The organism is Glycomyces algeriensis (assembly GCF_027622855.1).
GTDB lineage: Bacteria > Actinomycetota > Actinomycetes > Mycobacteriales > Micromonosporaceae > Glycomyces > Glycomyces algeriensis.
The window spans coordinates 304,609-327,910 of the sequence record NZ_JAPZVR010000004.1 but is presented as its reverse complement, the minus strand read 5'-3'; the positions used below and the strand labels follow the sequence as shown (position 1 = coordinate 327,910).

The following is a 23,302-nucleotide window of genomic DNA, read 5'->3' as shown; positions in this document are numbered from 1 at the left end:
TCCCCGCCCCCCCCCGCCCCGAAATCGGTGCGCCCTGTGGTTCCCACAAGCACCCACCGGCCCGAACCGTGTTGCTGTGCCTTACTCGGCGCTGCCCTGGCGGTCGCTGTCGCCCGTGGGGCGGCGACGGCGGCGTCGCCGGCGGGCCGGGGCGTCGCCCTCACCGGTGGCTTCGGCGCGCGGGGCGCTATCGCCTTCGGCCTTGGCCTGGCGCGGGGCGCTCGCCGCCGCGCCGGACTCGGCGCCTTCGGTGCGGATGCGGCGGCGCTGGCGGCTGCGCGGGGCCGGGGCCTCGCCGCCGTCGGCGGTGCCGTTCACGACCGAGCCGTTGTCGTCCACGGTGATGCGCTCGCTCGGAGCCGCGGGGCGCTCGCTGCGCTCACCGCGTCCGCCCGAGCGTCCGCCGCCGCGGCGTTCGCTGCCGCCCCGGCCGCGGTCGCGGTCACCGCGCCCCCGGCCGGACTTGCGGCTGTCGCCCTCGACGTTCTCCTCGCGCTCGGCGCTGAGGCCGTCGCGCTTGCGCTGGTCGCTGGGGAGCGACGACGGCGCGCCTTCGGGGATGTCGAGGTCCGTGTACAGGTGGTCGGACGTGTGGTACGTCTCGACCGGCTCGCCGATGTCGAGGTTGTTGGCCTTGACGATGATCTTCCAGCGGGGCAGGTCCTCCCAGGTGAGGAAGGTGACCGCGATGCCGGTGGCGCCCGCGCGGCCGGTGCGGCCGATGCGGTGCACGTACGTGTCGGCCTCTTCGGGCGCGTCGTAGTTGATCACGTGCGTGATGTCGGGGACGTCGATGCCGCGGGCGGCCACGTCGGTCGCCACGAGCACGTCGATCTTCCCGGCGCGGAAGGCCCGCAGGGCCCGCTCGCGCGCGTTCTGGCCGAGGTCGCCGTGGACCGAGCCGACCGCGAAGCCGCGGAAGTCGAGTTCGTCGGCGACCTTCTGCGCGGCGCGCTTGGTGCGGCAGAAGAGGATCGTCAGGCCGCGCTCGCGGGCCTGGAGGATCCGGGCCGTGACCTCGACCTTGTTGAGGGCGTGGGTCATGTAGACCAGCTGGCGGGTGCGCTTGGCCGCCTCCTGGTCGGGGCCGGTCACGTCGGCGGCGACGGTCATGGGCCGGTGCATGTGGCGGCGCGACAGCGACATGATCGTGTCGGGCATCGTCGCCGAGAACAGCATCGTCTGGCGCTCCTCGGGGAGGAGCTTGAGGATCTTCTCGACGTCCTCGGAGAAGCCGAGGTCGAGCATGCGGTCGGCCTCGTCGAGCACGCAGTGCGCGATCGCGTCGAGTTTGATGTGCTTGGACTTGTACAGGTCCAGGAGCCGTCCGGGGGTGCCGACGATGATGTCGACGCCCGCCTTGAGCGCCTCGACCTGGGGCTCGTAGGCCCGTCCGCCGTAGATCGGGAGGACCCGGATGCCGCGGGTCTTGCCCGCGTCTTCGAGGTCGCGTGCGACCTGGAGGCCCAGTTCGCGGGTCGGGACCAGGATCAGCGCCTGCGGCTTGCCGCTGGCTCCCTCCTCGGCGGAGGAGATCCGGTCGATGATCGGCAGGCCGAACCCGAAGGTCTTGCCGGTGCCGGTGGGGGCGCGGCCGATGATGTCCGAGCCGCGGAGCGCGATGGGAATCGCGTACTCCTGGATGGCGAAGGCCCGCTCGATACCAAGCGCTGCAAGCGCTTCGACGGTCTCTTCCCTTACGCCCAGCTGGGCGAAGGTCGGCCCCTCGTTCTTGAGCCGGTCGTTGTTCACTTCGTTCACTCTGTTCACCTCGTGGCGGAGGACGTCACCAGATCCGGGGAACTCGGCGCCACATTCAGTCTCGTCATACAGCGGCGACGACCGCCGGATTCGGGAAGTCGCCGCTTCGCAGGAGCGGTTCGGCGCCTGGCGCCGGTACCGCTTGTGAGGACCGCTCTCGCATCGCCGAACTCGTGTGCCGAACCGATGGTCCGCGAGCTTCGTCGAGGGGACTGCCACCAGATGGCCGCGGTCGCTCCCGTCCATCGTACGCCCCGGGCGCACCGACGTCGCGGTGCGACGCTGCGAGCAGGCCCGCAACGTGGGCCGACTCACCCGTTCGGGGCCCTGCAGGGGCCCTGCCGACCTGCGAAGACGCGTGCATCGGTCCGCTTTCCGACAACCTGCGAAGGCGAAGGCCGCTCTGGGCCAGTGGTAACCTGCCCCCGTGTCCGAGACAACTGATCCCGCCGCGCAAAACGACGGTCCGGCCCCCGCTCCCAGCCGTGAAGCCGTCATCGATCTCCTTGGGCTGCTTGCCCTCGGCGAACTGCTCGCGTTCGAACGGATGGTCTACGACGCGAGGCTGGCCCCCGACCTCGGGCGCCGGGCCGCCCTCTCCGAAGCCGCGGTGGGTGAGATTCGCAACTACCGGCTCCTCGCCGACCGCCTGCAGGAGCTCGGCGCCGACCCGGGCGAGGCCATGGCCCCGTTCAAGGAGGCCTTCCGCTCCTTCGACGCCTCCACCTCGCCGCGCGACTGGCTCGAGGCGCTCGTGAAGGTCTACCTCGGCGACGCCGTGGCCGACGACTTCTTCCGCGTCGTCTCCGCCGGGCTCGAAGAGCGCGACCGCACCCTCATCGAGACCGTCCTCGCCGAGACCGGCGCCTCCGACCTGGCCGCCGAGGAGATCCGCGCCGCCGTCGAGGCCGACGCCACGGTCACCGGCCGCCTCTCGCTGTGGGCCCGCCGCCTCGTCGGCGAGGGCATCAACCGCGCCCAGGGCGTGGCCGCCGCCAACGAGCGCCTCACCGGGATCATCGTGGGCGACGGCGGGACCCTCGACGCCCTGCTGCGCCGCCTCACCCGCGCGCACCAGGACCGCATGAAGTCCGTCGGATTGAACAACTGAGTCGCCGCAGTTCGCGGTTCGCAAGCACCGCCGAGGCCGCCCCCGCAAGGGGCGTTACCGAATCGAGATGATTCGGCCGCAACTGGACCCTTCCTTCCGCGCGTCTTGGCGGTGGAGGAGGACACAAACATGCGGCTCAAGAAAAGCCATGTCGTCAGCGGGGTGCTCGCCTTGGCCCTGCTCGGCGCCACCGGCACCGCCTGGTACTTCGCGCTGCAGGCGCGCACCCCGGCGCAGCGCGCCGAGGAGACGGCCCAACCTGAGGACAGTGTGATCACCGTCCGGGTGGACCAGGACCAGTTGATCGACACGCTCGATTTCGACGCGGAACTCAACCGCACCGGAGACTTCGAAGTACCCGCCCCGACGGAGGCCCCCGAGGGGGCCGCCGCCGCCCTGGCCTCGAAGCTCCCACTCGAGGTGGGCGACGAGGTGAAGGCCGGCACCGTCCTCTTGGAGGTCTCAGGCCGCCCGATGATCGCCCTCGAAGGAGCCGTGCCCGCCTACCGGGACCTCCAGGAGGGCGACACCGGGCCCGACGTGGAGCAGCTGCAACTGGCGCTCCAGCAGCTCTACGGCACGCCCAAGACCGGGACGTTCGACGCCCGCACCGTCTCGGACGTCAAGAAGCTCTACGACAACATCGGCTACGACCACCCGACCACCTCCGAAGAGGTCGTCGACGAGAACGCCGAGGGCGAAGGTGACACGCCTCCTGACGGCGAAGGCGAAGGCAACGAGGACGCCGAGAACACCGGCGGCGGCCAGACCACCACAGTGGAGCGCGTAACCGTGCCCGCCGCGGAAGTCGTGTTCCTGCCTGAGCTGCCCATGCAGGTCAGCAAGATCAACGCCCAGCAGTCCGCGCCCGTCACCGGCCTCGAAGGCCCGCTCATGGTCCTCGCCTCCGGCGACTGGAAGCTCGAGGCCAAGCTCGACGAGGAGACCGCCTCGGCCCTCATGGACGCCGGTGAGGACGCCGAGCTCGAGTTCGGCAACGGCCCCCTGGAGGGCCAGGAGGTCGGCGCGTTCGAGCTCGAAGAACGCGAAGAGGCCGCTGAAGGCGACGAAGGCATGTACCCGGGCGAAGAGGGCGAGGAGCAGACCGTCGACGTCGTCTACGCCGTCTTCGAGTTCGACGCCTCCGCCGTCGAGGGCATCGACGACCTCGCCCCCGGCGAGGAGCAGGAGGTCACCCTCATCCGCGCCCGCTCTGCCGAAGACGCGCTCATCATCCCGCTCTCGGCCCTGTGGACGGACAGCGAGGACCGCACCATGCTCACCGTCGTCGACGACGACGGCAAGGAGCGACACGTCGAGGTCGCGGTGGCCCTGCGCCACGAAGGCCGCGGCGTGATCGAGGTCGTCGACGGGGAGCTCGCCGCAGGCGACGAGGTCGTGATCGCCTGGCGCGACCGAGAGAACGCCTGATGGCCAGGGGGCGCCGCAAGCCCGAGACCGACACCGAGCTCCTGGAGTTCGTCACTCCGGGCGAGGAGCCGGTCGAGGCCGAACCGCGCGGGCGCAAAGCACGCCGGGCCGCCAAGAAGGAGGCCAAGGCGGACCAGAAGGCGCAGCGCGAAGCCGCCAAGGCCGCAGTACCGAAACGCCAGGGCCGCTTCGGCGTCCGCAGCATGGGCATCGCCTACGAGGCGCTCCAGTCCCTGCGCGGCCGCTCCATGCGCACCTGGATGACCGCGATCGGCATCGCCCTGGGCATCGCCGCCACCGTCGCCACCGTGGGCCTCTCGTCCACTTCGGCCAACGCCATCGCCGAGCGCTTCGACGCCACCGAGGCCACCCAGGTCACCGTCTCGTTCTCCAACAACATGCGCGACGCCGGCTTCGCGCCCTCACTGGACGCCAGCGAACGCGTGCGCGCCATCAACGGCGTCGAGAACGCCGGGATCCTCTGCACCTCGAGCGAGGAGCGCCAGGCCTCCCGCACCGAGGCCCGGGACTACACCCGCGACGTGCCCGTCCTCGGCATGGAGCCCGGCGCGATGGAGGCCTACGGCTTCACCTTCGTGCAGGGCGCCGCCTTCGACACCGGGCACGTCGAGCGCGACGACAAGGTCGCCGTCATCGACGAGTCCGCCGCCCGCGACCTCGGCTACGCCTCGCTCGAAGGCGGCCCGATGATCTACCTCAACGGCGAGGAGTACGCCCTCGTCGGCGTCTACACCGCGCCCGAGGGCGAAGCCAAGCTCACCGGCGCCGTGATCATCCCGCCCACCCCCTGCACCACAGGGGACCCCGAGTACGCCGCCGCGGAGGTCTTCATCCGCACCGACCTCGGCGCCGCCGACAAGGTCGCCCAGACCGCCCCGACCGCCGTCTTCCCCGAAGGGGCCGAGAACCTCTCGGTCACCAAACCCTCGGACCTGCGGAACTTCCGCAAGGGCGTGCAGAACGAGATGCAGGCGCTCCTGCTCGGCCTCGCCGGCGTCTCGCTCGTCATCGGCGCCGTCTCGGTCTCCAACACCGCGCTCGTCGCGGTCATGGAGCGCCGCAGCGAGATCGGCCTGCGCCGCGCCGTCGGCGCCGCACGGCGGGCCGTCGCCATGCAGTTCGTGTGGGAATCCACCCTCATCGGACTCGTCGGCGGCATCTTCGGCACCGTGCTCGGTGTCAACGTCACCGCGATCGTCTCGCTCTACCGCGACTGGCAGATCGTGTTCGACCCGATGCTGTTCGCCGCCGGACCGGTCATCGGCGCGGTGGTGGGCGTCGTCGCCGGTGTCTACCCCGCCTGGCGCGCCAGCCGCATCCCGCCCGCGGTGACCCTCCGCGCCTGACGCTCGTTAGTCCCCGGTGAGACTCACCGAGGACGCACGGGACCTGTTCCTGCCCGCCGCCTGCGCCTCCTGCCGGAGCACGCCGGCGGCGGGCACTGGTCTGTGCGCCGACTGCGCCGCCGACCTGCTCGCCCTCCGCCCCGTCCTCGCGACCCCCGCCCGGCGCACCGCGCCGCCCGTGGTCGCGGGCGGGCCCTACGCCGGAGCGCTCGCCGAAGCCCTCAACGAGTACAAGGAACGCGGCCGCCGCGAACTCGCCCCCGCGCTCGGCGCGCTCCTGGGCCGCGCGCTGGCGGTCGTCGCCGCCGAGGTCCCGGACGCCGTGCTCGTCCCGGTCCCCGCCACCCGGGCCGCCCGCCGCGCCCGCGGCTTCGACCACGTCGACCACGCCTGCGCGGGACTGGGGGAGCTGCACCGGGTGCTGCGGGCGCGCGCCCGTCCCGACTCGGTCGGCCTGACACCCGAGCAGCGCGCCGCCGCGGCCCGCGCGAGCCTCCACGCCGCACCCCGCCGGCTCGCGGCCCTCGCCGCTTCGGGGCGGCCCGCGATCCTCGTGGACGACATCGTGACGACCGGGGCGACGCTCGACGCCGCGGCCGCGGTGCTCAGGCGTGCGGGCGTCGCGGTTCCGGCCGCGGTGGTCGTCGCCGCCGCTTTAGTGGGGCGGAAGGGGTTCATGTGGCGGTACCGGCGGGTACCCCTCCGGGTGTCGGCAATTCGACAAGCCCCGAAACGCCACTTCGGCCGCTAATGCGAAGAGTTATCTCCAGTCCGCCGAAATTCGCGCGGACGTACCCATTGGCATTGGAGAATTCCGGTAGCCGAAGGGTCGACTTTCGGTGAGCGAGGGGATAGTCTCGAAATCTCGGATCGGTAACGAGACGACAGAGGCCAGATGGCCCAAAGGTGAACGCCCCCAATCCAGAGGCGCGGAATCCCAGGTCGTTTGCACCCGTGAGAGGAGGTCGCTCTTACGCCGTACCGGACCATCGGCTCCGGACCCAGCACGCACAACTTCGTCAGCATCACCGCCATCGCAGAGCGGGATGCACCTGGGAGGTTCAGAGGTGGACATCGTCGTCAAGGGTCGCAACGTGGAGGTTCCCGACCACTACCGCGAGCTCGTCGAGGAGAAGATCGAATCGAAGATCGCCAAATACCTCGCCCGTTACGACGGGGAGGCGATCGATATCGACGTCGAGCTCTATCACGAGCCCAATCCCCGCCAAGCCGACCACGCCCAGCGAGTGGAGATCACCTGCCGTCCTAAAGGGACGGTTATGCGCGCCGAGGCCTGCGCCGAGGACTTCCGTTCCGCGTTCGAACTCGCCGTCACCAAGCTCGGGCACCAGCTCCGCAAGAACACCGACCGCAAGCGCGTCTCGCGCAGCGGCGCCAAGACCCCGATGTCGGTCTCCAAGGCGACCTCGAACGGCAACGGCGGCCTGAACGGGACCCTCCTGGCCGAACCCGCGAAGGACGCCTCCGCGGCGCACTTCATCTCCGAGGACATCGACCACTTCGACGGCCTCGTCGAAGAGCACCTTCCCGGCCGGATCGTGCGCGAGAAGATCCACCCCGGCGAACCGATGACCGTCGACGACGCGCTGGCGAACATGGAGCTCGTCGGCCACGACTTCTACCTGTTCCACGACAAGGAGAGCGGCCGCCCGACGGTCGTCTACCGCCGCCGGGCCTTCGACTACGGCCTGCTGCGGCTCGACCTCTAGCCAGACCGCGGCGCCCTTGCCGGCGCCGGCGAAGAGGGGGGACTTTCCTCTTCGGTCCGGATGTTGTTGAGGGGTGGCATCCGGACCGGACGAGGCCCCGGGCGCAAGCCCGGGGCCTCGATCCATGTTCGCTTGCGGTGGTGCTCCGCCCTAGAGGGCCGAGCCTTCCTTCCACTCGTCGAAGGACATGATCCAGTAGCCCCAGCCGTTGTCCCACGGCATCGGGCGCGGCGAGGACTCGCCCACGACCTCGACCGGGTCGCCGCGCTGGGCGATGTTGAAGAACCACTCGGCGTCGGCTTCGCTGGCGTTGAGGCAGCCGTGCGAGAGGTTCGCCTCGCCCAGGCTGCCGTTCCACGGGGCGCCGTGGACGAACTCGCCGGTGGCGTTGATGCGGGTGGCCCAGTTGACGGGCGTCGAGTAGTAGCCCTCGTCGCCCTCCTCCTTGCCGGGGGAGACCATCGTCTTCTCGGCCATCTTCTCCATCACCAGGTGCGTGCCGGTCGCGGTGTAGTACTCGTACTCCTCGCCGGAGCCGCCGCTGATCGGGATCTCTTTGGCGACCTCGCCGTCGATCTCGACGGTCATGGTGTGGGAGTCCAGGTCGGCGACAGAGATGTTCGCCTCGCCGATGACCATCTCGGCGGTGTAGTCCGCGCCGCCCCAGGTGTCGTCGCCGAGGAACTCGCCTTCGAAGTTCGCGGTGAAGGTCACGGTCTGGTGGCCGTCCCAGTACTCCGCGGTCCGGTAGATCACCGTGTCGTCGTCGATCCAGCGCCAGGCGCCCTCGTGGCCCTTCTCGGACTCGACGACGAGCAGGCTCTCGACGGCGGCCCGGTCCGGGGCGTCCTCAGTGAACGTGACGATGATCGGCGCGCCCACGCCGACCTCCTCGCCCTCGGCCACCGGGGTGACGTCGGCGACCTCGAAGCCCGAGCTCTCGCGCGCTTCAGTGGTGAACTGCTGCTCGAACTCGGTGACGGTGCCGTCCGAGCTGACGGCCTTCGCGACCACGGTGTGGGTGGACCCGGCGTCGAGGATGCCCTCGGAGGTCCAGGTGGTGAGGTCTTCGGAGAACGCGCCCTCGATGGTCTCGGAGCGGTCGGAGGTGACGTTGACCTCTTCGAGGATGCCGTCCACCACCGAAAGGGTGAACGGCGCGGTCGGGTCCTGCTCCTCGACGGCGTCCATCGACACCGCCGGGACGATCGGCGCAGGCGTGAACGTCCCCGTCTGGGGCGCGGCGCAGGCACTCATGACGAGCACCAGGGACAGCACCGCCAAGGCGCGCGCGGGCATGAGCTTCAAAGGGGGTTCCTCCACAAAGCGAAGTGACTGGATCACTATAGCTTCGACGCTCGGCCCCACCTGTTGGGTTGCACGTCAATCACTACTTAGCGAAGCCCACAGCAACGTGTCCCGCCGGCGCCCCGCGATCGTCGGCAGCCCGCCCCGCTCGACCCCCTCGAGCCGGAACCCCGCGCGCCTCAGGACGGCCTGCGACGCGGTGTTGTGGACGTCGGTCCCGGCCCACACGCGGTCGAGCCCGACCTCTTTGAACGCCCACTTGCGCACCAGCATCACCGCCCGCGTCGCGTACCCCCGGCCGCGCGTCTCCGGGCGCAGGTCGTAGCCGATCATGCCGGTGCCCGCGACGCGCGCCACGTCGTAGAGCCCGATCGTGCCCTGGTAGCCGGCGCCGTCGTCGATCACCATGAGGGCGCTGCGCCCGCGCAGCCACTCGAGGGCCGCCCGCCACTCGCAGACCTCGCGGGCCTCCACCCGGCTCGGCGGCAGGGGCAGGACCGCGCCGGAGTACACCTCCGGCCGCGACCGGTGCCGCAGATGCTCCTCGTAGTCCCCGGGCACCAAGGGCCGCAGGGCGATCACGCCGTCCCGGAGGCTCCCGCCCGGCAGGTCCGGCAGCACGCGCGGGAACGGCCCCGGCCCGTCCTCCGGCAGCAGCCCGAGCGTCAGGGCCTCGGTGCCGTCCCAGGCCGCGCCGCGGGCCACACCGCTGTCGGGCCGGAACCCGGCCCGCATGGCCGCCCGGATCGCGGCCTGGTCCCGCACAGGGGGCCGCACCTCCAGGCGCCTCACACCGCGGGCGAACACGCCCGGCGCCGCGGCCCGCAGCATCGCCGCCGCGAGGTGCTTGCCGCGCCGCTCGGGCGCGACCCAGTACCGCGCGGCCACGGTGCTCGCGAACGCGGCGAAGCCCAGCGCGCCCCAGACGGCGCCTTCGGGGCCGTACGCGAGCGTGTCAGGGCTGAACCCGCAGTCGACCTTGACGTCCTCGGGCGCTGGGCGCAGCGAGAACGCGGGCGACTCGACGGGCTCGAAGTCATACACGCCCTCAGCCAAGCAGGGGCGGGACCGTTCCGTCAACAATTCCCGGAACGAAATTCATGTTCTTGGCTCGAGTCTCGCAACTCAGGCGACGTCCTCGGGCAGCAGGCTCCCGAACCACGAGTCGAGCCGGCCGTCGCCGCCGTGCCGCACGCGCCTGCGCACGCCCTCCACGGTGAAGCCCGCCTTCTCGGCGACCCGCCGCGAGGCCTCGTTCCCGACCACCGCGCGCCAGTTCACGCGCTCCAGGCCCAGCTCCTCGAAGCCGAGCCGGCTCAGGCGCCGCACCGCCGCCGTCATCCAGCCCTGCCCGCGCGCCCACGGCGAGCAGAAGTAGCCGATCTCGGCCTCGCCGCCCGCCGCGAGCGCCAGCTCCACCGAGCCGCAGTACCGGTCCTCGGCGTCCGCGAGCGCGAACAGCACGCGCTCGCCCCGCTCCCAGGCGCCGCCGGAGAACGCGAGCCAGTCGTCGGCCATCGCCCTCGTGTAATCGCGGGGCACGGTCGTCCACCGCTGCACGTCCTCGTCCGCGCAGGTCGCGGCCAGGTCGTCCAGGTCGCTCTCGCGCAGCGGGCGCAGCCGCAGCCCCGCCGCCCCGGTCTCGAGCTCCTGGCGCTCGGCCAGGAAGAACCCGGCCTGGCGCTTCAGGATCTCGTAGTCCGCGGGCGGATCGTCGGGCCCGCGCACCTCGCCGGGCAGCACGCCGCCGACCCAGCAGTCGCGCGAGACGCCGCGCTGGTACACCCCGCTGCGGGCGATGCCCTCCACGGTGAAGCCGGTGCGGACCGCCGCGAGCCGCGACGCGTGGTTCCCCACGATCGCGTCCCACGCGATGCGCTTGGCCCCCAGGTTCTCGAATCCGAACTTGACGGCCGCCCGGATCGCCCGCTGCGCCACCCCGCGGCCCCGGGCCCACGGCGCGGTCACGTACGTGATCGTCAACTCGTACGGGAACGACTTCGTGAGCGCCATCGAGCCGACCAGCGATCCGACCTCGTCGACCACGGCCCAGCGAGGGTTCCCGCTCTGCCAGTGCCGCTCCTGCAGCCACACGAACCGCTCGCGCGCGGTGCCCGCCCATGGGAGGGGCATGACGAGGAAGCGCTCGATGAGCGGGTCGGCGTAGATCTTCGCGAGATCGGCCATGTGCCGCTGCTCCCACGTGACGAGTCGCAGGCCGTCGGCGGTGAGGGTGACGGGTTCCATAGGCACTGATTGTGCCCCACCGGCGGCCATCGGGACCAGCCGCCGAGTACGCGTACTATTGACCTCGAAATCCACCCGATTTGGCCGAGACGTTGCTGTGGGAGCTGATCTTCCGTGTCGTTGTTCGAGAAGGTACTGCGAGCCGGCGAGGGCCGTGCGCTCAAGCGACTCAATGCGATCGCCGATGCGATCGACTCCTTGGAGGACGAGTACGAGTCGATGACCGACGCGGAGCTCCGCGCGCTCACCGACGAGTACAAGGAGCGCCTGAAGGACGGCGAGACCACCGACGACCTGCTGCCGGAGGCGTTCGCCACCGTGCGCGAGGCCGCCAAGCGGGTCCGCGGGATGCGGCACTACCACGTGCAGCTCATGGGCGGCGCCGCGCTGCACCAGGGCAACATCGCCGAGATGAAGACCGGTGAGGGCAAGACCCTCGTGTCGACGCTCCCGGTCTACCTCAACGGCCTCACCGGCAAAGGCGTGCACCAGGTCACGGTCAACGACTACCTGGTGCGACGCGACGCCGAGTGGATGGGCGAGATCCACCGGTTCCTCGGCCTCACCGTGGGCGTCGTGCTCCCGGGCGAGGGCGCCGAGAAGCACCGCGAGGCCTACAACTGCGACATCACGTACTCGACGAACAACGAGCTGGCGTTCGACTACCTGCGCGACAACATGACCAGCTCGGCGGACAGCCTCGTGCAGCGCGGCCACCACTTCGCGCTCGTCGACGAAGTCGACTCGATCCTCATCGACGAGGCCCGCACCCCGATCATCATCTCCGGCCCCGCGGACCACACGCCGCGCTGGTACAAGGAGTTCGCGGAGATCGTGCGCTCGATGAAGCGCGACGAGCACTACGAGGTCGACGAGGGCAAGCGCACCATCGCGATCACCGAGTCCGGCGTCGCCCGGGTCGAGGACCGCCTGGGCATCGAGAACCTCTACGACTCGGTGAACACCCCGCTGGTCGGCTACCTGAACAACGCGATCAAGGCCCACGAGCTGTTCGAGCGCAACCGCGAGTACATCGTCTCCGACGACAAGGAAGTCCTCATCGTCGACGAGTTCACCGGCCGCGTGCTGCCGGGCCGTCGCTTCAACGAGGGCATCCACCAGGCCATCGAGGCCAAGGAGAAGGTGGACATCAAGCAGGAGAACCAGACGTTCGCCACCACCACCCTGCAGAACTACTTCCGCATGTACGACAAGATCGGTGGCATCACCGGTACCGCGCAGACCGAGGCCGCCGAGTTCAACAACGTCTACGGCATGGGCGTCATCCCGATCCCCACGAACAAGCCGATGGTCCGCAAGGACCAGTCCGACGTCATCTACAAGACCGAAGAGGCCAAGTTCCAGGCGGTCGTCGACGACATCGCCGAGCGCCACGAGTCCGGCCAGCCGATCCTCGTGGGCACCACCTCGGTCGAGAAGTCGGAGATGCTCGGCCACTTCCTGAAGAAGCGCGGCATCCCGCACCACGTGCTCAACGCGAAGAACCACGCCAAGGAAGCGGACATCATCGCCCAGGCGGGCCAGCGCGGCGCGGTCACCGTGGCCACGAACATGGCCGGCCGCGGTACGGACATCATGCTCGGCGGCAACCCCGAGTACCTGGCCGCCGCCGACCTGCGCGCGCGCGGGATCGACGAGGCGGACGAGGAGACCTACGCGGCGGCTTGGGAGGAGGCCCTCGAGAAGTTCGAGGAGACCACCAAGGCCGAGGCGGAGGACGTGAAGGACGCGGGCGGCCTGTACGTGCTGGGCACCGAGCGCCACGAGTCGCGGCGCATCGACAACCAGCTGCGCGGTCGCGCCGGGCGCCAGGGCGACCCGGGCGAGTCGCGGTTCTACCTCTCGCTCTCCGACGACCTGATGAAGCGGTTCAACGCCGAAGCGGTGCGCGCCATGATGAACCGGCTGCGCGTCCCGGACGACGTGCCGATCATCTCGAAGATGGTGTCGCGCCAGATCGAGTCGGCGCAGTCGCAGATCGAGGGCCACAACGGCGAGATCCGCAAGAACGTCCTCAAGTACGACGAGGTCATGAACCGCCAGCGCACGGTCATCTACGACGAGCGGCGCAAGGTGCTCAACGGCGAGGACGTCTCCGAGCAGGTCGGGCACTTCATCGACGACACGCTCGAGGCGTACGTCGCGGGTGCGACGAGCGACGGGTACGCGGAGGACTGGGACCTGGACGAGCTGTGGAGCGCGTTCAAGCAGCTCTATCCGATCCAGATCTCGCACAAGGACCTGGTGAAGAAGGCCGGCGGGCTCTCCGAGCTCGACGCCGAGACGCTCCTGGCGGCCGTGAAGGACGACGCGCACGAGTTCTACGCCACGCGCGAGGAGGAGTTCGGCGAGGAGATCCTGCGCAAGCTGGAGCGCCGGGTCCTGCTGCAGACGATCGACCGGAAGTGGCGCGAGCACCTGTACGAGGTGGACTACCTCAAGCAGGGCATCAGCCTGCGGGCGTACGCGCAGCGCGACCCGGTGATCGAGTACCAGCGTGAAGCCTTCGACATGTTCCAGACGATGCTCGACGGCATCAAGGAGGAGTCGGTCCGGTTCCTCATGAACGCCGAGCTGAAGCAGAAGACCGAGGGGTCCTCTGCCGAGCCGGAGGCCCAGATCCGGGGCCTGGAGCCGCTGAAGAAGCCGGAGATGCTGACGCAGTCGGCGCCGTCGATGGACAGCGCCTCGGGCGTCGAGGAGCAGACCACGACCGAGGACGGTGCGGTGTTCAAGCGCCCGCCGAAGCCGGTCCCCGGCCAGAAGCGGGCTGTGAAGCGCACGCCCGGGGCGGGTTCGAAGGGTGCGGCGAAGGTTGCGCCGAAGTCGGCCCGTTCGGCCGGTCCGCGCAAGGCGTCGACCGCGCCTCCGGCGAAGCAGGCGAATCCGCAGCAGCGCCAGTCCGAGAAGGTCGGGCCGAACGAGCCCTGCCCGTGCGGTTCGGGCAAGAAGTACAAGCGCTGCCACGGAGCCCCTGGCGGGGCTGCAGACTAGGGGCATGCAGAACTCAAGTCACGGCTCGAAGGGCGCGCCGAGGCGCGTCTACGTGCCCGCGAACGTGGAGATGCTGGCGCACCTCGCCGCCCACGGCGAGGTGAAGCCGGCGCTGGACGTGCACACGGTGACGGCCTGGCTCAAGGGCGAGGCGCCGGGTGCGGACGTCGAGGACCTGGAGTACACGGCGTTCGCCGATGCGGCGCTGTCCTCAGTGGCGCTCCTGGTGAACCAGGCGCCGCGGCGGGTGGTGATCTCCGTTGACGTCCCGGGTGATCTGGTCGAGGACCGGCCGGGCGGCACGGCGGCGGGGTTCGAGGGGATCGTGAGCCTGAAGAAGGTGGCGGCGATCCACATGGACGACGCTGTGGCGGCGGTGCAGATCGCGGCCGAGCTCGACTCGGGCGAGCCGGACCTGGAGCTGATCGAGTCGAACGTGCTCGACTGGTACGCACCGGAGGAGCTTCAGGAGTTGCTGGCGGCCTTGGCCTTAGGGCGCTTGGGGAGCAGCAGGCCGAAGGCGAGCACGGCGCAGAACGCGCCGGCGAACATCGCGGTCATCGAGCCGTTGTACTGGGACTGGAAGCTCAGGGTCAGGTAGGCGCTGTCGAGGGGGGAGACCTCGTCCGCGCCGACGGCGAGGACCGATTCGACGCCGAACTGGGCGATGATCGTGGAGAGCATCCAGATCGCGCCGGGGATGGCGCCGGCGAACAGGTGGCCGATGAGCTTGACGTTCGCCTTGCGCGCCCGCAGGTACAGGAACGCGCAGATGCCGCAGGCGAGTCCGACCAGGAACGGGGCGGCGGTGCCGAGGGCGTTGTACTCGTCGAGCGGGTCGGAGAAGAGGCTCAGTGACGAGGCGGCCTCGTAGATGCCGCGCGCGTACATGAAGACCAGCAGCACGAGGGTCGCGATGAGTCCGGCGGCGGTGGCGGCGGCGTGCTTCGACAGGGCGATGAGCCCGCCGACCAGGCCGGAGCCGACGAGGGTCAGGCCGATCGCGAGGGCGATCGAGGCGTCGACGCTGAACAGCGCGTAGCCCGCTGCGCCGGCGACGAGCCCGGCGAGGAGTGCGCCGACGATCGCGGTGATCTTCTGGTGGCCTTTGACGAGGCGCGGGGCGACCAGTGCGGCGACCGCGCCGGCGAAGACGGTGACGATGATGGGGCTGAACAGGCTGAGGGCCAGGAGGATGACGCCGGTCTGGTCGAGTCCGTCGGCCATGCCGGTGACCCGGTAGAGCGAGAAGAGCACGCCGCCCACGGAGAGCAGGGCGGCGGCGCCGAGCACCCAGAGTGCGACCCGTCCGGGCCGGGCCGCGGGCGGGGCCTCCGCGTGCTGCTCGGTCTCCTGCTCCTGCGCCTGTGCTTCCTGCGTTTCAGTCACCCGCCCAGAGTACGGACCGGGTGCCGGGGGCATCCGTGCGGAGCCGCGAGTGTGGGCTGGGCGAACCGGACCCGTTTTCTTCGCATCGCAGCAGGTCGCGGGCCTTGAACTGTGCGAGGATGGCGGCAGCACCAAGAGTCTTGTAGCCTGGTTATCAAAGACATCAGACCGCAGTAGCCATCGATTCGACGGGAGGGCGCGATGGACGCCTTGTTTACGGTTCCCACTCCGGAGAATGAACCGGTCAATTCGTACGCACCGGGCACTCCTGAGCGCGAAAGCCTCCAGAAGCGGCTCGCCGAGCTCGCCGGCACCGAGCTGGACCTCGACCTCAACATCTCCGGCGAATGGCGCCGCGGCGCCGGTGCCGAGATCAAGGTCGTCCAGCCCCACAACCGCGCCCACGTCCTCGGCACCACCCGCGAGGCCACCGCCGCCGAATGGGGCGCAGCGGTCGCCGCCGCCAAGGCCGCCCGCCACGACTGGATCCGCACCGACTTTGCCGACCGCGCCGCGATCTTCCTGCGCGCCGCCGAGCTCATCGCCGGCCCCTACCGCGACGTCCTCAACGGCGCCACCATGCTCGGCCAGTCCAAGACCGCCGTGCAGGCCGAGATCGACGCCGCGTGCGAGCTCATCGACTTCCTGCGCTTCAACGTCAGCTTCGCCGAGTGGCTCTACCGGCAGCAGCCGAACTCCTCCAGGGGCCTGTGGAACCGCACCGACCACCGGCCGCTCGACGGGTTCGTCCTCGCCATCACCCCGTTCAACTTCACGGCCATCGCCGGCAACCTCCCCACCGCCCCGGCCCTCATGGGCAACACGGTGGTGTGGAAGCCCTCGCCGACCCAGCAGTTCGCGGCGCACTTCGTCATGAAGGTGCTCCTCGAGGCGGGCCTGCCGCCGGGCGTGATCAACATGGTCACCGGCGTCGGCACGAGCAGCGAGACGGCGCTCCTGGACCCCGACCTCGGCGGCATCCACTTCACCGGCTCCACCAAGACCTTCCAGCACCTGTGGTCCACGGTCGGCCAGAACATCGCCGGGTACCGCACCTACCCGCGGCTCGTCGGCGAGACCGGCGGCAAGGACTTCATCGTCGCCCACCCGAGCGCCGACCTCCAGTCCCTCGCCGTCGCCATGGTCCGCGGCGCCTACGAGTACCAGGGCCAGAAGTGCTCGGCCCTCTCGCGCACCTATGTGCCGGCGTCCCTGTGGAAGCACGGCCTGCGCGATGCCGTGGTGGGCATGACCGAGGACATCACCTACGGCGACGTCACCGACTTCGCGAACTTCGGCGGCGCCGTCATCGACGACCGCGCCTTCGCCAAGCACACCGCGCTCTTCGAACGCCTGCAAGGCGACCCGAAGGCCACCGTGGTCACCGGCGGCTCCGCCGACGACTCGCAGGGCTATTTCGTGCAGCCCACGCTCGTCGAGTCCACCGACCCGACCCACGAGCTGTTCAGTGACGAGTACTTCGGGCCGATCAACGGCGTCTACGTCTACGACGACAACGACTTCGACACGGTCGTCCGCCAGGCCGCCGACATCGCGCCGTACGCGCTCACCGGCGCGGTCTTCGCGAACGACCGGGCCGCGATCGCCCGTGCCAGCGAGGAGCTGCGGTTCGCCGCCGGCAACTACTACATCAACGACAAGCCCACCGGCGCCGTCGTCGGCCAGCAGCCCTTCGGCGGCGCTCGCGGCTCGGGCACCAACGACAAGGCCGGCTCCTGGCAGAACCTCGTCCGCTGGGTCAGCCCGCGCTCGATCAAGGAGAACTTCCTGCCGCCCACGGAGTACCGCTACCCGCACCAGGGGTGACGCCGGTGCTCGTCACGACCGCTGCCGCCTGATCCGCGGCGGCCCCGCACGGCCTGAGGGGGCCCGGACCGCGAGGTCCGGGCCCTTTTATGCTGGGGCCATGACGAAGCGTGAGCATCCCCTCAAGGGCGAGTTCGACACTGCCACCGCCCGTTGGGAACGCACCACCCACGAGGACGGCACGCCCGCCGCGCTCGAGATCGGCTACGCCGACAACGGCCTGGTCGCCCTCCGCATGGCGGAGGACCCCGAAGGCGACGTCCTCATCTACACCCCGGCCGAGTGGGAGGCCTTCGTCGAAGGCGTCCGCGACGGCGAGTTCGACATCGAGACCTGGGACGACGAGCCCATCGTCGAGATCATCGAAGACGACGAGGATGAGGCGGGAGCGGGAGCCCGGGCCGGAGCCGGGACGGGAACGGGAGCCGAGGCCGTAGCCGGTCCCGCAGCAGCGAGCGGGCGCGCGGGCGACGACGCGAATGCGAAAGCCGACGCAGGCGAGGCGAGGCCCGCCTCTTAGCAAGCCCCGCAAGGACTCACGGCCGCGCCGACGGGAAACCGCCGGCGCGGCCGTTCACGTATCCGGACCTTCTGCGCATCGCCGGAACGTGCCAACCTGAATTTCTCGGGAAGCGCTTGTATCCGAACGGACTCGACGGTCTCTTCCCTGGTGAATGACGCGATACCCGCCCAGCAAGTGGTGTTCGCGGCATTCCGGGCCTGACTGCCTCCCTACCTATCGGCGCCATGCGTGGCCCCCACGAATGGCGGCAGGCGGGGAGAATGGATCTTGATGGATCCCCCTCCTCACCGAACAACCGCATAGACCCCCGAGAACAGCAGAGGAGCTCCCATGCGATTGGTGTTCGCCGATCACGAACCCCATCTGAAGCCCAACCCCCGCCGCGACCACATGAGCGGCGTGCCCGAGCTTTCGTACTCCACTCTGGACCGCCACGGCGGCCGCGTCCTGGCGCCCGGCCAGGTCGTGCGCACCGCCGGGCAATCCGCCCCGGTGGGCACGATCTACCGGTACGACCGCCTGCTCGTCGACGAGTCGGTCATCCACGACACCGAGACCCGCGAACAGCTCGAAGAGGCGATCCGCCCGACCGGCATGCTGATGGAGAGCCAGGCCGCGAGCTCGATCGTCGCAGGTCAGGGCTCGTATCGCGTCCCGGTCCTGAGCACCCACGGCGACCAGGCCGCAGTCGACGCTTGGTCACTGCTGCAACGGCTGCGGACAGTGAACGACGAATCCAGCCTTCCTGGTGACCTCCTCGACAAGGTTCGCCTCGAGCACCTGATGATCTGCTCCAAGGTCACGCCGGGTGTCGGTAGCGGCGAACCCCCGATCGGCGACAGTCGGTCGTACGGGCTCGGACGAATCCCGGTCGACATGGTCAATCCGATGCCGGACCGCAAGCAGGTCGGTCGCCGGCTTCGAGTGGCCATTCTCGACACCGGGGTGCCGACCAAGCACCCGGCCTTCGACGTCTCCGACCGCACCGAGGGTGAGGACACCTTCGTCGTCGTCGACCACGCGTTCCAGGCAAAGCTCGGCGAACATTCCGATTCCCCCGCGATTCCCCTCGACGATCCGTGGGAGGGTCCGGTTCACGAACCCACCCTCGTCGGAGAGGTCGCCAGCCACTACGGGCACGGCACGTTCATGACCGGGCTCCTCCGCCAGATGTCACCGGACGTCCAGGTCTACTCGCTCAAGGTCGTCCACAACGACGGGCTTGCCTACGAGCACGAGGTGATCGGTGCACTCCATCATGTGGCCGATCAGGTCGAGGCCGCTCGCGGTGGCGACACTGAGGCCTTGATCGTCGACGCTGTGGTGCTGGCGATGGGCTATGTGGATGAGAGTCCGGACGATGAACCGGGTGGCTGGATCGGCGACGCTGTGCACCGCCTCGCCGAACTGGGCATCCCGGTGGTAGCCGCCGCAGGCAACCAGTCCTCGGATCGGCCCTTCTATCCGGCGGCCTTCGCCGCGTATCCGCAATCGGAGACTGCCGCGCCGATCCTGAGCGTCGGGGCGCTGAACCCCAACCGGCACATCGCGATGTTCTCGAACGAGGGCCCGTGGGTCTCTTGCTACGCCACCGGGGCCGGGTTGGTGAGCACGTACCCGTGCGAGGCCAAGGGTTCCCGGATGCCCGACCGCCGAGCGAAGTCCTCGATTCTCAACCGCCACCGCGAAAGCCACGACCCCGATGACTTCTCGTCCGGATTCGCGGTCTGGAGCGGCACTTCATTCGCCGCACCGCTGGCCGCCGCGTTCTTGATGAACGCCTTGGCCGAGAGCGAGATCGGAACGGTGAACGGCGCTGCCGAGGCGTCAGCACGCGCACACGAGGCGTTGAAGCGGCTGAAGAAGCAGCTAGCCTGAAGCCATGAACGCGACTTCGGCTCATTCGGTGGCCGCCGTGGATTACGACCGGCGCGCGCAGCTTTATCTTGCGGCGCGCGCCGGAGACGGCACTGCGCAGCAGGCTCTCGTCAGGGAGCTCAATGAGCTCCTCTGGCGAGCGGCCCGCCGCACAGGCCTTGATCGGGAGAGCGCCTCGGACGTTGTGCAGACGGCGTGGCTTCGCCTGTGGCACATCGAGAAAGAGCTGGAGCAACCTCGTGCGCTGACCAAGTGGCTGCTCACCACCGTCAGCCGCGAGGCCTGGAAGCAGATCGGTCATATGCGACGCGAAGTAGTCGCCGACCCGATCGACCTTCGGGAAGAGGTGACGATCGAAGGCATCGAGGACGGTCTCGTCCGCGATGTCGAGCGAGAAGCCGTGCGCCGTGCCTTCCTCGCCCAAACTGAGCGGTGTCGGCGATTGCTCGCCTTCGTGGCGACGGTCGCCCGGCCCGACTATGACGTCATCGCCGAGGCACTCGGGATGAAAAGGGGGAGCATCGGCCCGACCCGGGGTCGCTGCTTGGACAAACTGAGGAGGACGCTCCTGGACGATCCGTCCTGGAGCGGAGGTGAGGAGCGGGATGAACATGCGACCTGAAAACGAGCGTCAGGGTGAATTCGAGACGTTGGACTCCTGCGACGAACGGATTCTTTCGGTGATCAACGAGTTGCATCATCGTGATGATCCAATGCCGGAGGACCTCAATGAGCGCGTGCAGTTCGTTCTCGAACTGGAGGCTGAACTCGATGCCCGAGTCGCCCGCGTCTCTCGCTCCAATGAGCTGGTCCTGACCCGGGGTGAAGCTGAATTGGCGGTGGGCCAGGGTGATCCGGCGTCGGTCACCTTCGACTGCGAATCGGTCACGGTGATGGTCACACCGCGACCGTCCGCGCTCAGAGAGCTGCGATTGGACGGATGGATAGGCCCCGAAGGGACTTATGAGGTCGAACTCCGCAGCACTGAGGGATCGAAGCGAGCCTCGACCGATGAGAGCGGCCGGTTCGTGTTGGAAGGCCTGCCTGATGGACAGATGTTCCAACTGGTGATCCGACCCGATGAAGCGCTGCAGCGAGACGGGCTACCGGCGGTTGTCGTAACGCCCGCGGTGCGGCTGTAACATGTGAAGAATGCTTCATCGCGCCTGGCGTCTGTTCTCACGTGGGCACCGACTTCAAGGCAGATGGCAAATTGCCGATGCCGCCGAAGTGTTCGACCAAGCGCTGCGCCTGCTGCAATGGGACTCGGAAAACCCACCCGATCCTGGCACGGCGAGAGCGAGACTCACTGCCCGCATTCTCATTTCGAGGGCACTGACCTGGACGTATTCGGGTGATGCTCCGGCCGGGCTGGCACTGCTGGACCAAGTTGACCAGTTCGTGGATGATCGCGACCGTGGGCTGCTGCTCCACCAGCGGGCGATCATTCTTCATCAGAACGGCCGACCGATCGATGCGCTGTCGTACTTCGACCTGGCTGAGCCGATCCTTGCAGAGCACGGACCGGACTGGACATATGCCGCGCTATTTCTCAACCGTGCGGGCACTTTGAGAGATTTGGGCGAACTCGGCAAGGGCCTGGACAACGCAAGACGAGCCCGGGAACTGTTTGCGAAACTCGGCAGACGCCTCAATCAGGTGAAGGCGCAGCATGTTGAAGCGTTGCTGCTGCTCGACCTCGGCGAGGTAGCCAAGGCGCTTGCAGAGTTCGAGGAAATTCGAGTCGAGTATCGCGAACACGCTCCCGAATTGGAAGCGTTGGTGCAAGGTTCGAATGCGGAGGCACTGCTGTCTGTCGGTATGTACAGGCAGGCTGCCGAGCATTGGACCGAGGTGATCGCCACGCTGCGCCTCTCCGGAGACCACCGAGCCGCGGCGCTGTACGAGTACTGGCGTGCGGTCGCGGGTTTTGAGGACAACCGCTTCCAGCAGACACCCGACTGGGCGCAGCGTGCCATGAACTCACTGTACGAGCAGGGCAACGAGCCCATGGCATTCCTCGCGCGCCTACTCATTCTGCAAGGCCAGTTTGACTCGCGGAGCGAGGGACCGGACTTCGCGGACAAAGTGTCCCGCCTTTGCGACGCTCTGGAACAGCGCGGCTGGACCATGAGGCTCAGTCAGGCTCGGATCCTGGCCGCCCGTGCCCGAATCAGGACCGGCGATCTCGAGGCCGCTGCGGCCACCCTCGACGATGAGCAACGCGGCACAGGCTTCGAAGCCATGGCTGAGGACCTCGCCCGGCACCTGGCCAAGGCCGAGCTCGCCATCGCTCTCGGCAACGACCCGATGCCCGAGTTGCAGGCCGGGCTCGACCAACTCGACGAATACCGCATGGCTTTCGGTTCGGTCGAGTTCCAGGCGGGAGTATCCGCCCTGGGCGTGCAGTTGTCGAGCAAGGGCCTGACGCACACGACCAACAACGGCTCTCCAGCGGACATGCTCCAGTGGGCTGAACGCAGCCGCGCTCAGGCGCTCCGCATCCCACCCGTGAAATCCTCCGCGGACCCCGACGCCCGCGAGGCCCTCGGCCGGCTTCGGCAAGCACGCCAGGAATTGTGGGACCTCCAGGTCGAGGGCAAGGATGCGACTGAGGCGCTGGTTCGCGTCCATGAGCTTGAAGATGCGATCCGCAATTACGACCGCACCAAACCCGGTCCTGGGCAACAGGCCGAACGCATCACTCCCGAGGACATTCAGGAGTTGGCCGAAGCCCGCGAGACCGTCCTGGTCAGCCTGTACGAGGTCGGCGGGGACCTCCGCGTCATCCTCGCGGGCGGAGACGGCCTCAAGCACGTCCGCTTGATGCCTCTGGACGCCGCCGCCGAGCTCGAGCGCCGCATGGGTGCGGACCTCGACGCACTCGGCAAGCCCTTCCGGCTTCCTCCCCGCCTGCAGACGAGTGTCGAGGGCTCGTTGCGCCGCAACGCCACCGCGCTCGCCGAAGGGATCTGGGACCCGATCGCGGACTATGTCGGGGACCGCCAGGTGGTGATCGTCCCGCACAGCCGACTCGCTTGGGTCCCTTGGTCTTTGCTGCCGCAACTGCGCGGCCGTCCGATGACCGTCTCGCCCTCCGCCGAGGCCTGGTGGCGGGCGGTGCACCGGGAGCGCGCGACCGGTCCGGCCCTGGTCGCGGCAGGTCCGGCGCTGTCTCGGGCCGGCGGGGAGATCGAAACGATCGCGGGGCTCTACCCAGGTGCAAACCTGATCACCGCCGACGCATCCGACCCCGAACTGGTCCTGAAGGCGCTCGACGGCGCGTCAGTGGCTCACATTGCAGCGCATGGGCATCATGAACCTGACAACGTCCTCTTCTCCCGCCTCGACTTCGGCCTCGGGCCTCTCAACGCGTATGAACTCCTCGGCCTCGACCAGCCGCCGGGTCACGTCGTGCTCTCCTCCTGCGACCTCGGCCGGTCCACCGTCGCGGTCGGGAACGAGACACTCGGCTTCACCGCCGCGCTCCTGCACGCCGGGACCTCCACAGTGGTGTCCAGCCTCGGCCGCGTCCCCGACGACATGGCCGCCGAGATGATGATCGAGTACCACCAGCGCTGCGCCGCAGGCGCGTCCCCGGCTGAAGCCCTTGCGGCCGTGGGGGAGCACCGCCCCTGGCATCCCTTCGTCGCGTTCGGCGCCTAGCCCGTCCACCTACCTCCGTCCCCCAACTTCTCCCCATCGACCCCGACGC

At 69.1% G+C, this 23,302-nt stretch carries 17 protein-coding genes; 13 read left to right on the top strand and 4 right to left on the bottom strand.

The window, feature by feature from the left end; all coding sequences use genetic code 11:
- Window positions 1-81 precede the first annotated feature (81 nt).
- Window positions 82-1,761 (bottom strand): DEAD/DEAH box helicase, encoded by a 1,680-nt coding sequence (locus O2L52_RS10135; RefSeq protein ID WP_270115263.1) that lies wholly within the window; start codon window positions 1,759-1,761, stop codon window positions 82-84.
- 427 nt (window positions 1,762-2,188) lie between these two features.
- Here O2L52_RS10135 and O2L52_RS10130 point away from each other — a divergent pair, with 427 nt between their 5' ends.
- The 5 genes from O2L52_RS10130 to hpf all read left to right on the top strand — a co-directional run bounded on the left by O2L52_RS10130 (window position 2,189) and on the right by hpf (window position 7,400).
- Entirely contained in the window at window positions 2,189-2,872 is a 684-nt protein-coding gene (locus tag O2L52_RS10130) for a ferritin-like fold-containing protein (protein ID WP_270115262.1), read from the top strand.
- A 129-nt stretch (window positions 2,873-3,001) separates the two neighbouring features.
- Complete coding sequence (locus O2L52_RS10125; RefSeq protein WP_270115261.1) at window positions 3,002-4,303, top strand: efflux RND transporter periplasmic adaptor subunit; 1,302 nt, start codon at window positions 3,002-3,004, stop codon at window positions 4,301-4,303.
- Window positions 4,303-5,670, top strand: a complete 1,368-nt coding sequence (locus O2L52_RS10120; RefSeq protein WP_270115260.1) for an ABC transporter permease — start codon at window positions 4,303-4,305, stop codon at window positions 5,668-5,670. Before O2L52_RS10125 ends, O2L52_RS10120 begins: the two co-directional genes overlap by 1 nt.
- A gap of 16 nt (window positions 5,671-5,686) precedes the next feature.
- A complete protein-coding gene (locus O2L52_RS10115) occupies window positions 5,687-6,421 on the top strand; it encodes a ComF family protein (protein WP_270115259.1) in 735 nt (244 codons plus the stop codon).
- A 316-nt stretch (window positions 6,422-6,737) separates the two neighbouring features.
- On the top strand, window positions 6,738-7,400 hold the full coding sequence (hpf, locus tag O2L52_RS10110) for a ribosome hibernation-promoting factor, HPF/YfiA family (protein ID WP_270115258.1): 663 nt from the start codon (window positions 6,738-6,740) through the stop codon (window positions 7,398-7,400).
- A 150-nt stretch (window positions 7,401-7,550) separates the two neighbouring features.
- Here the strand turns inward: hpf and O2L52_RS10105 are convergent, their stop codons facing one another.
- The 3 genes from O2L52_RS10105 to O2L52_RS10095 all read right to left on the bottom strand — a co-directional run bounded on the left by O2L52_RS10105 (window position 7,551) and on the right by O2L52_RS10095 (window position 10,955).
- Window positions 7,551-8,699 carry an Ig-like domain-containing protein gene (locus O2L52_RS10105; RefSeq protein WP_270115398.1) on the bottom strand — a complete coding sequence of 383 codons (1,149 nt, stop codon included), beginning with the start codon at window positions 8,697-8,699 and terminating at the stop codon, window positions 7,551-7,553.
- Window positions 8,700-8,783: 84 nt separating this feature from the next.
- Window positions 8,784-9,752, bottom strand: a complete 969-nt coding sequence (locus O2L52_RS10100; protein WP_270115257.1) for a GNAT family N-acetyltransferase — start codon at window positions 9,750-9,752, stop codon at window positions 8,784-8,786.
- 81 nt (window positions 9,753-9,833) lie between these two features.
- The gene (locus O2L52_RS10095) at window positions 9,834-10,955 is read right to left on the bottom strand and encodes a GNAT family N-acetyltransferase (protein ID WP_270115256.1); all 1,122 of its coding nucleotides are present in this window, start codon (window positions 10,953-10,955) and stop codon (window positions 9,834-9,836) included.
- A gap of 114 nt (window positions 10,956-11,069) precedes the next feature.
- Here O2L52_RS10095 and secA point away from each other — a divergent pair, with 114 nt between their 5' ends.
- The 8 genes from secA (at window position 11,070) to O2L52_RS10055 (ending at window position 23,253) form a co-directional block, all read left to right on the top strand.
- Complete coding sequence (gene secA, locus O2L52_RS10090; RefSeq protein WP_270115255.1) at window positions 11,070-13,970, top strand: preprotein translocase subunit SecA; 2,901 nt, start codon at window positions 11,070-11,072, stop codon at window positions 13,968-13,970.
- Between the two features lie 4 nt (window positions 13,971-13,974).
- The gene (locus O2L52_RS25460) at window positions 13,975-14,571 is read left to right on the top strand and encodes a DUF6912 family protein (protein WP_373897011.1); all 597 of its coding nucleotides are present in this window, start codon (window positions 13,975-13,977) and stop codon (window positions 14,569-14,571) included.
- Window positions 14,572-15,560: 989 nt separating this feature from the next.
- A complete protein-coding gene (gene pruA / locus O2L52_RS10080; RefSeq protein WP_270115253.1) occupies window positions 15,561-17,186 on the top strand; it encodes an L-glutamate gamma-semialdehyde dehydrogenase in 1,626 nt (541 codons plus the stop codon).
- A 100-nt stretch (window positions 17,187-17,286) separates the two neighbouring features.
- The gene (locus O2L52_RS10075) at window positions 17,287-17,706 is read left to right on the top strand and encodes a DUF397 domain-containing protein (protein ID WP_270115252.1); all 420 of its coding nucleotides are present in this window, start codon (window positions 17,287-17,289) and stop codon (window positions 17,704-17,706) included.
- Window positions 17,707-18,039: 333 nt separating this feature from the next.
- Window positions 18,040-19,587: a S8 family peptidase gene (locus O2L52_RS10070; RefSeq protein ID WP_270115251.1), complete on the top strand. Its 1,548-nt coding sequence runs from the start codon at window positions 18,040-18,042 to the stop codon at window positions 19,585-19,587.
- A gap of 4 nt (window positions 19,588-19,591) precedes the next feature.
- Window positions 19,592-20,209: an RNA polymerase sigma factor gene (locus tag O2L52_RS10065; RefSeq protein WP_270115250.1), complete on the top strand. Its 618-nt coding sequence runs from the start codon at window positions 19,592-19,594 to the stop codon at window positions 20,207-20,209.
- Window positions 20,199-20,729 (top strand): hypothetical protein, encoded by a 531-nt coding sequence (locus O2L52_RS10060; RefSeq protein WP_270115249.1) that lies wholly within the window; start codon window positions 20,199-20,201, stop codon window positions 20,727-20,729. Before O2L52_RS10065 ends, O2L52_RS10060 begins: the two co-directional genes overlap by 11 nt.
- A 10-nt stretch (window positions 20,730-20,739) precedes the next feature.
- Window positions 20,740-23,253, top strand: coding sequence for a CHAT domain-containing protein (locus tag O2L52_RS10055; RefSeq protein WP_270115248.1), 2,514 nt, complete (start codon window positions 20,740-20,742; stop codon window positions 23,251-23,253).
- Window positions 23,254-23,302: the final 49 nt, after the last annotated feature.

What these genes read in the sequence shown, in the direction of transcription:
- O2L52_RS10125 (WP_270115261.1), top strand. Translation starts at nt 3,002, where the DNA reads ATGCGGCTCAAGAAAAGCCATGTCGTCAGCGGGGTGCTCGCCTTGGCC.
- O2L52_RS10120 (WP_270115260.1), top strand. Translation starts at nt 4,303, where the DNA reads ATGGCCAGGGGGCGCCGCAAGCCCGAGACCGACACCGAGCTCCTGGAG.
- O2L52_RS10105 (WP_270115398.1), bottom strand. Translation starts at nt 8,699, where the DNA reads ATGCCCGCGCGCGCCTTGGCGGTGCTGTCCCTGGTGCTCGTCATGAGT.
- O2L52_RS10095 (WP_270115256.1), bottom strand. Translation starts at nt 10,955, where the DNA reads ATGGAACCCGTCACCCTCACCGCCGACGGCCTGCGACTCGTCACGTGG.
- O2L52_RS25460 (WP_373897011.1), top strand. Translation starts at nt 13,975, where the DNA reads ATGCAGAACTCAAGTCACGGCTCGAAGGGCGCGCCGAGGCGCGTCTAC.
- pruA (WP_270115253.1), top strand. Translation starts at nt 15,561, where the DNA reads ATGGACGCCTTGTTTACGGTTCCCACTCCGGAGAATGAACCGGTCAAT.
- O2L52_RS10075 (WP_270115252.1), top strand. Translation starts at nt 17,287, where the DNA reads ATGACGAAGCGTGAGCATCCCCTCAAGGGCGAGTTCGACACTGCCACC.
- O2L52_RS10070 (WP_270115251.1), top strand. Translation starts at nt 18,040, where the DNA reads ATGCGATTGGTGTTCGCCGATCACGAACCCCATCTGAAGCCCAACCCC.
- O2L52_RS10065 (WP_270115250.1), top strand. Translation starts at nt 19,592, where the DNA reads ATGAACGCGACTTCGGCTCATTCGGTGGCCGCCGTGGATTACGACCGG.
- O2L52_RS10060 (WP_270115249.1), top strand. Translation starts at nt 20,199, where the DNA reads ATGCGACCTGAAAACGAGCGTCAGGGTGAATTCGAGACGTTGGACTCC.
- O2L52_RS10055 (WP_270115248.1), top strand. Translation starts at nt 20,740, where the DNA reads ATGCTTCATCGCGCCTGGCGTCTGTTCTCACGTGGGCACCGACTTCAA.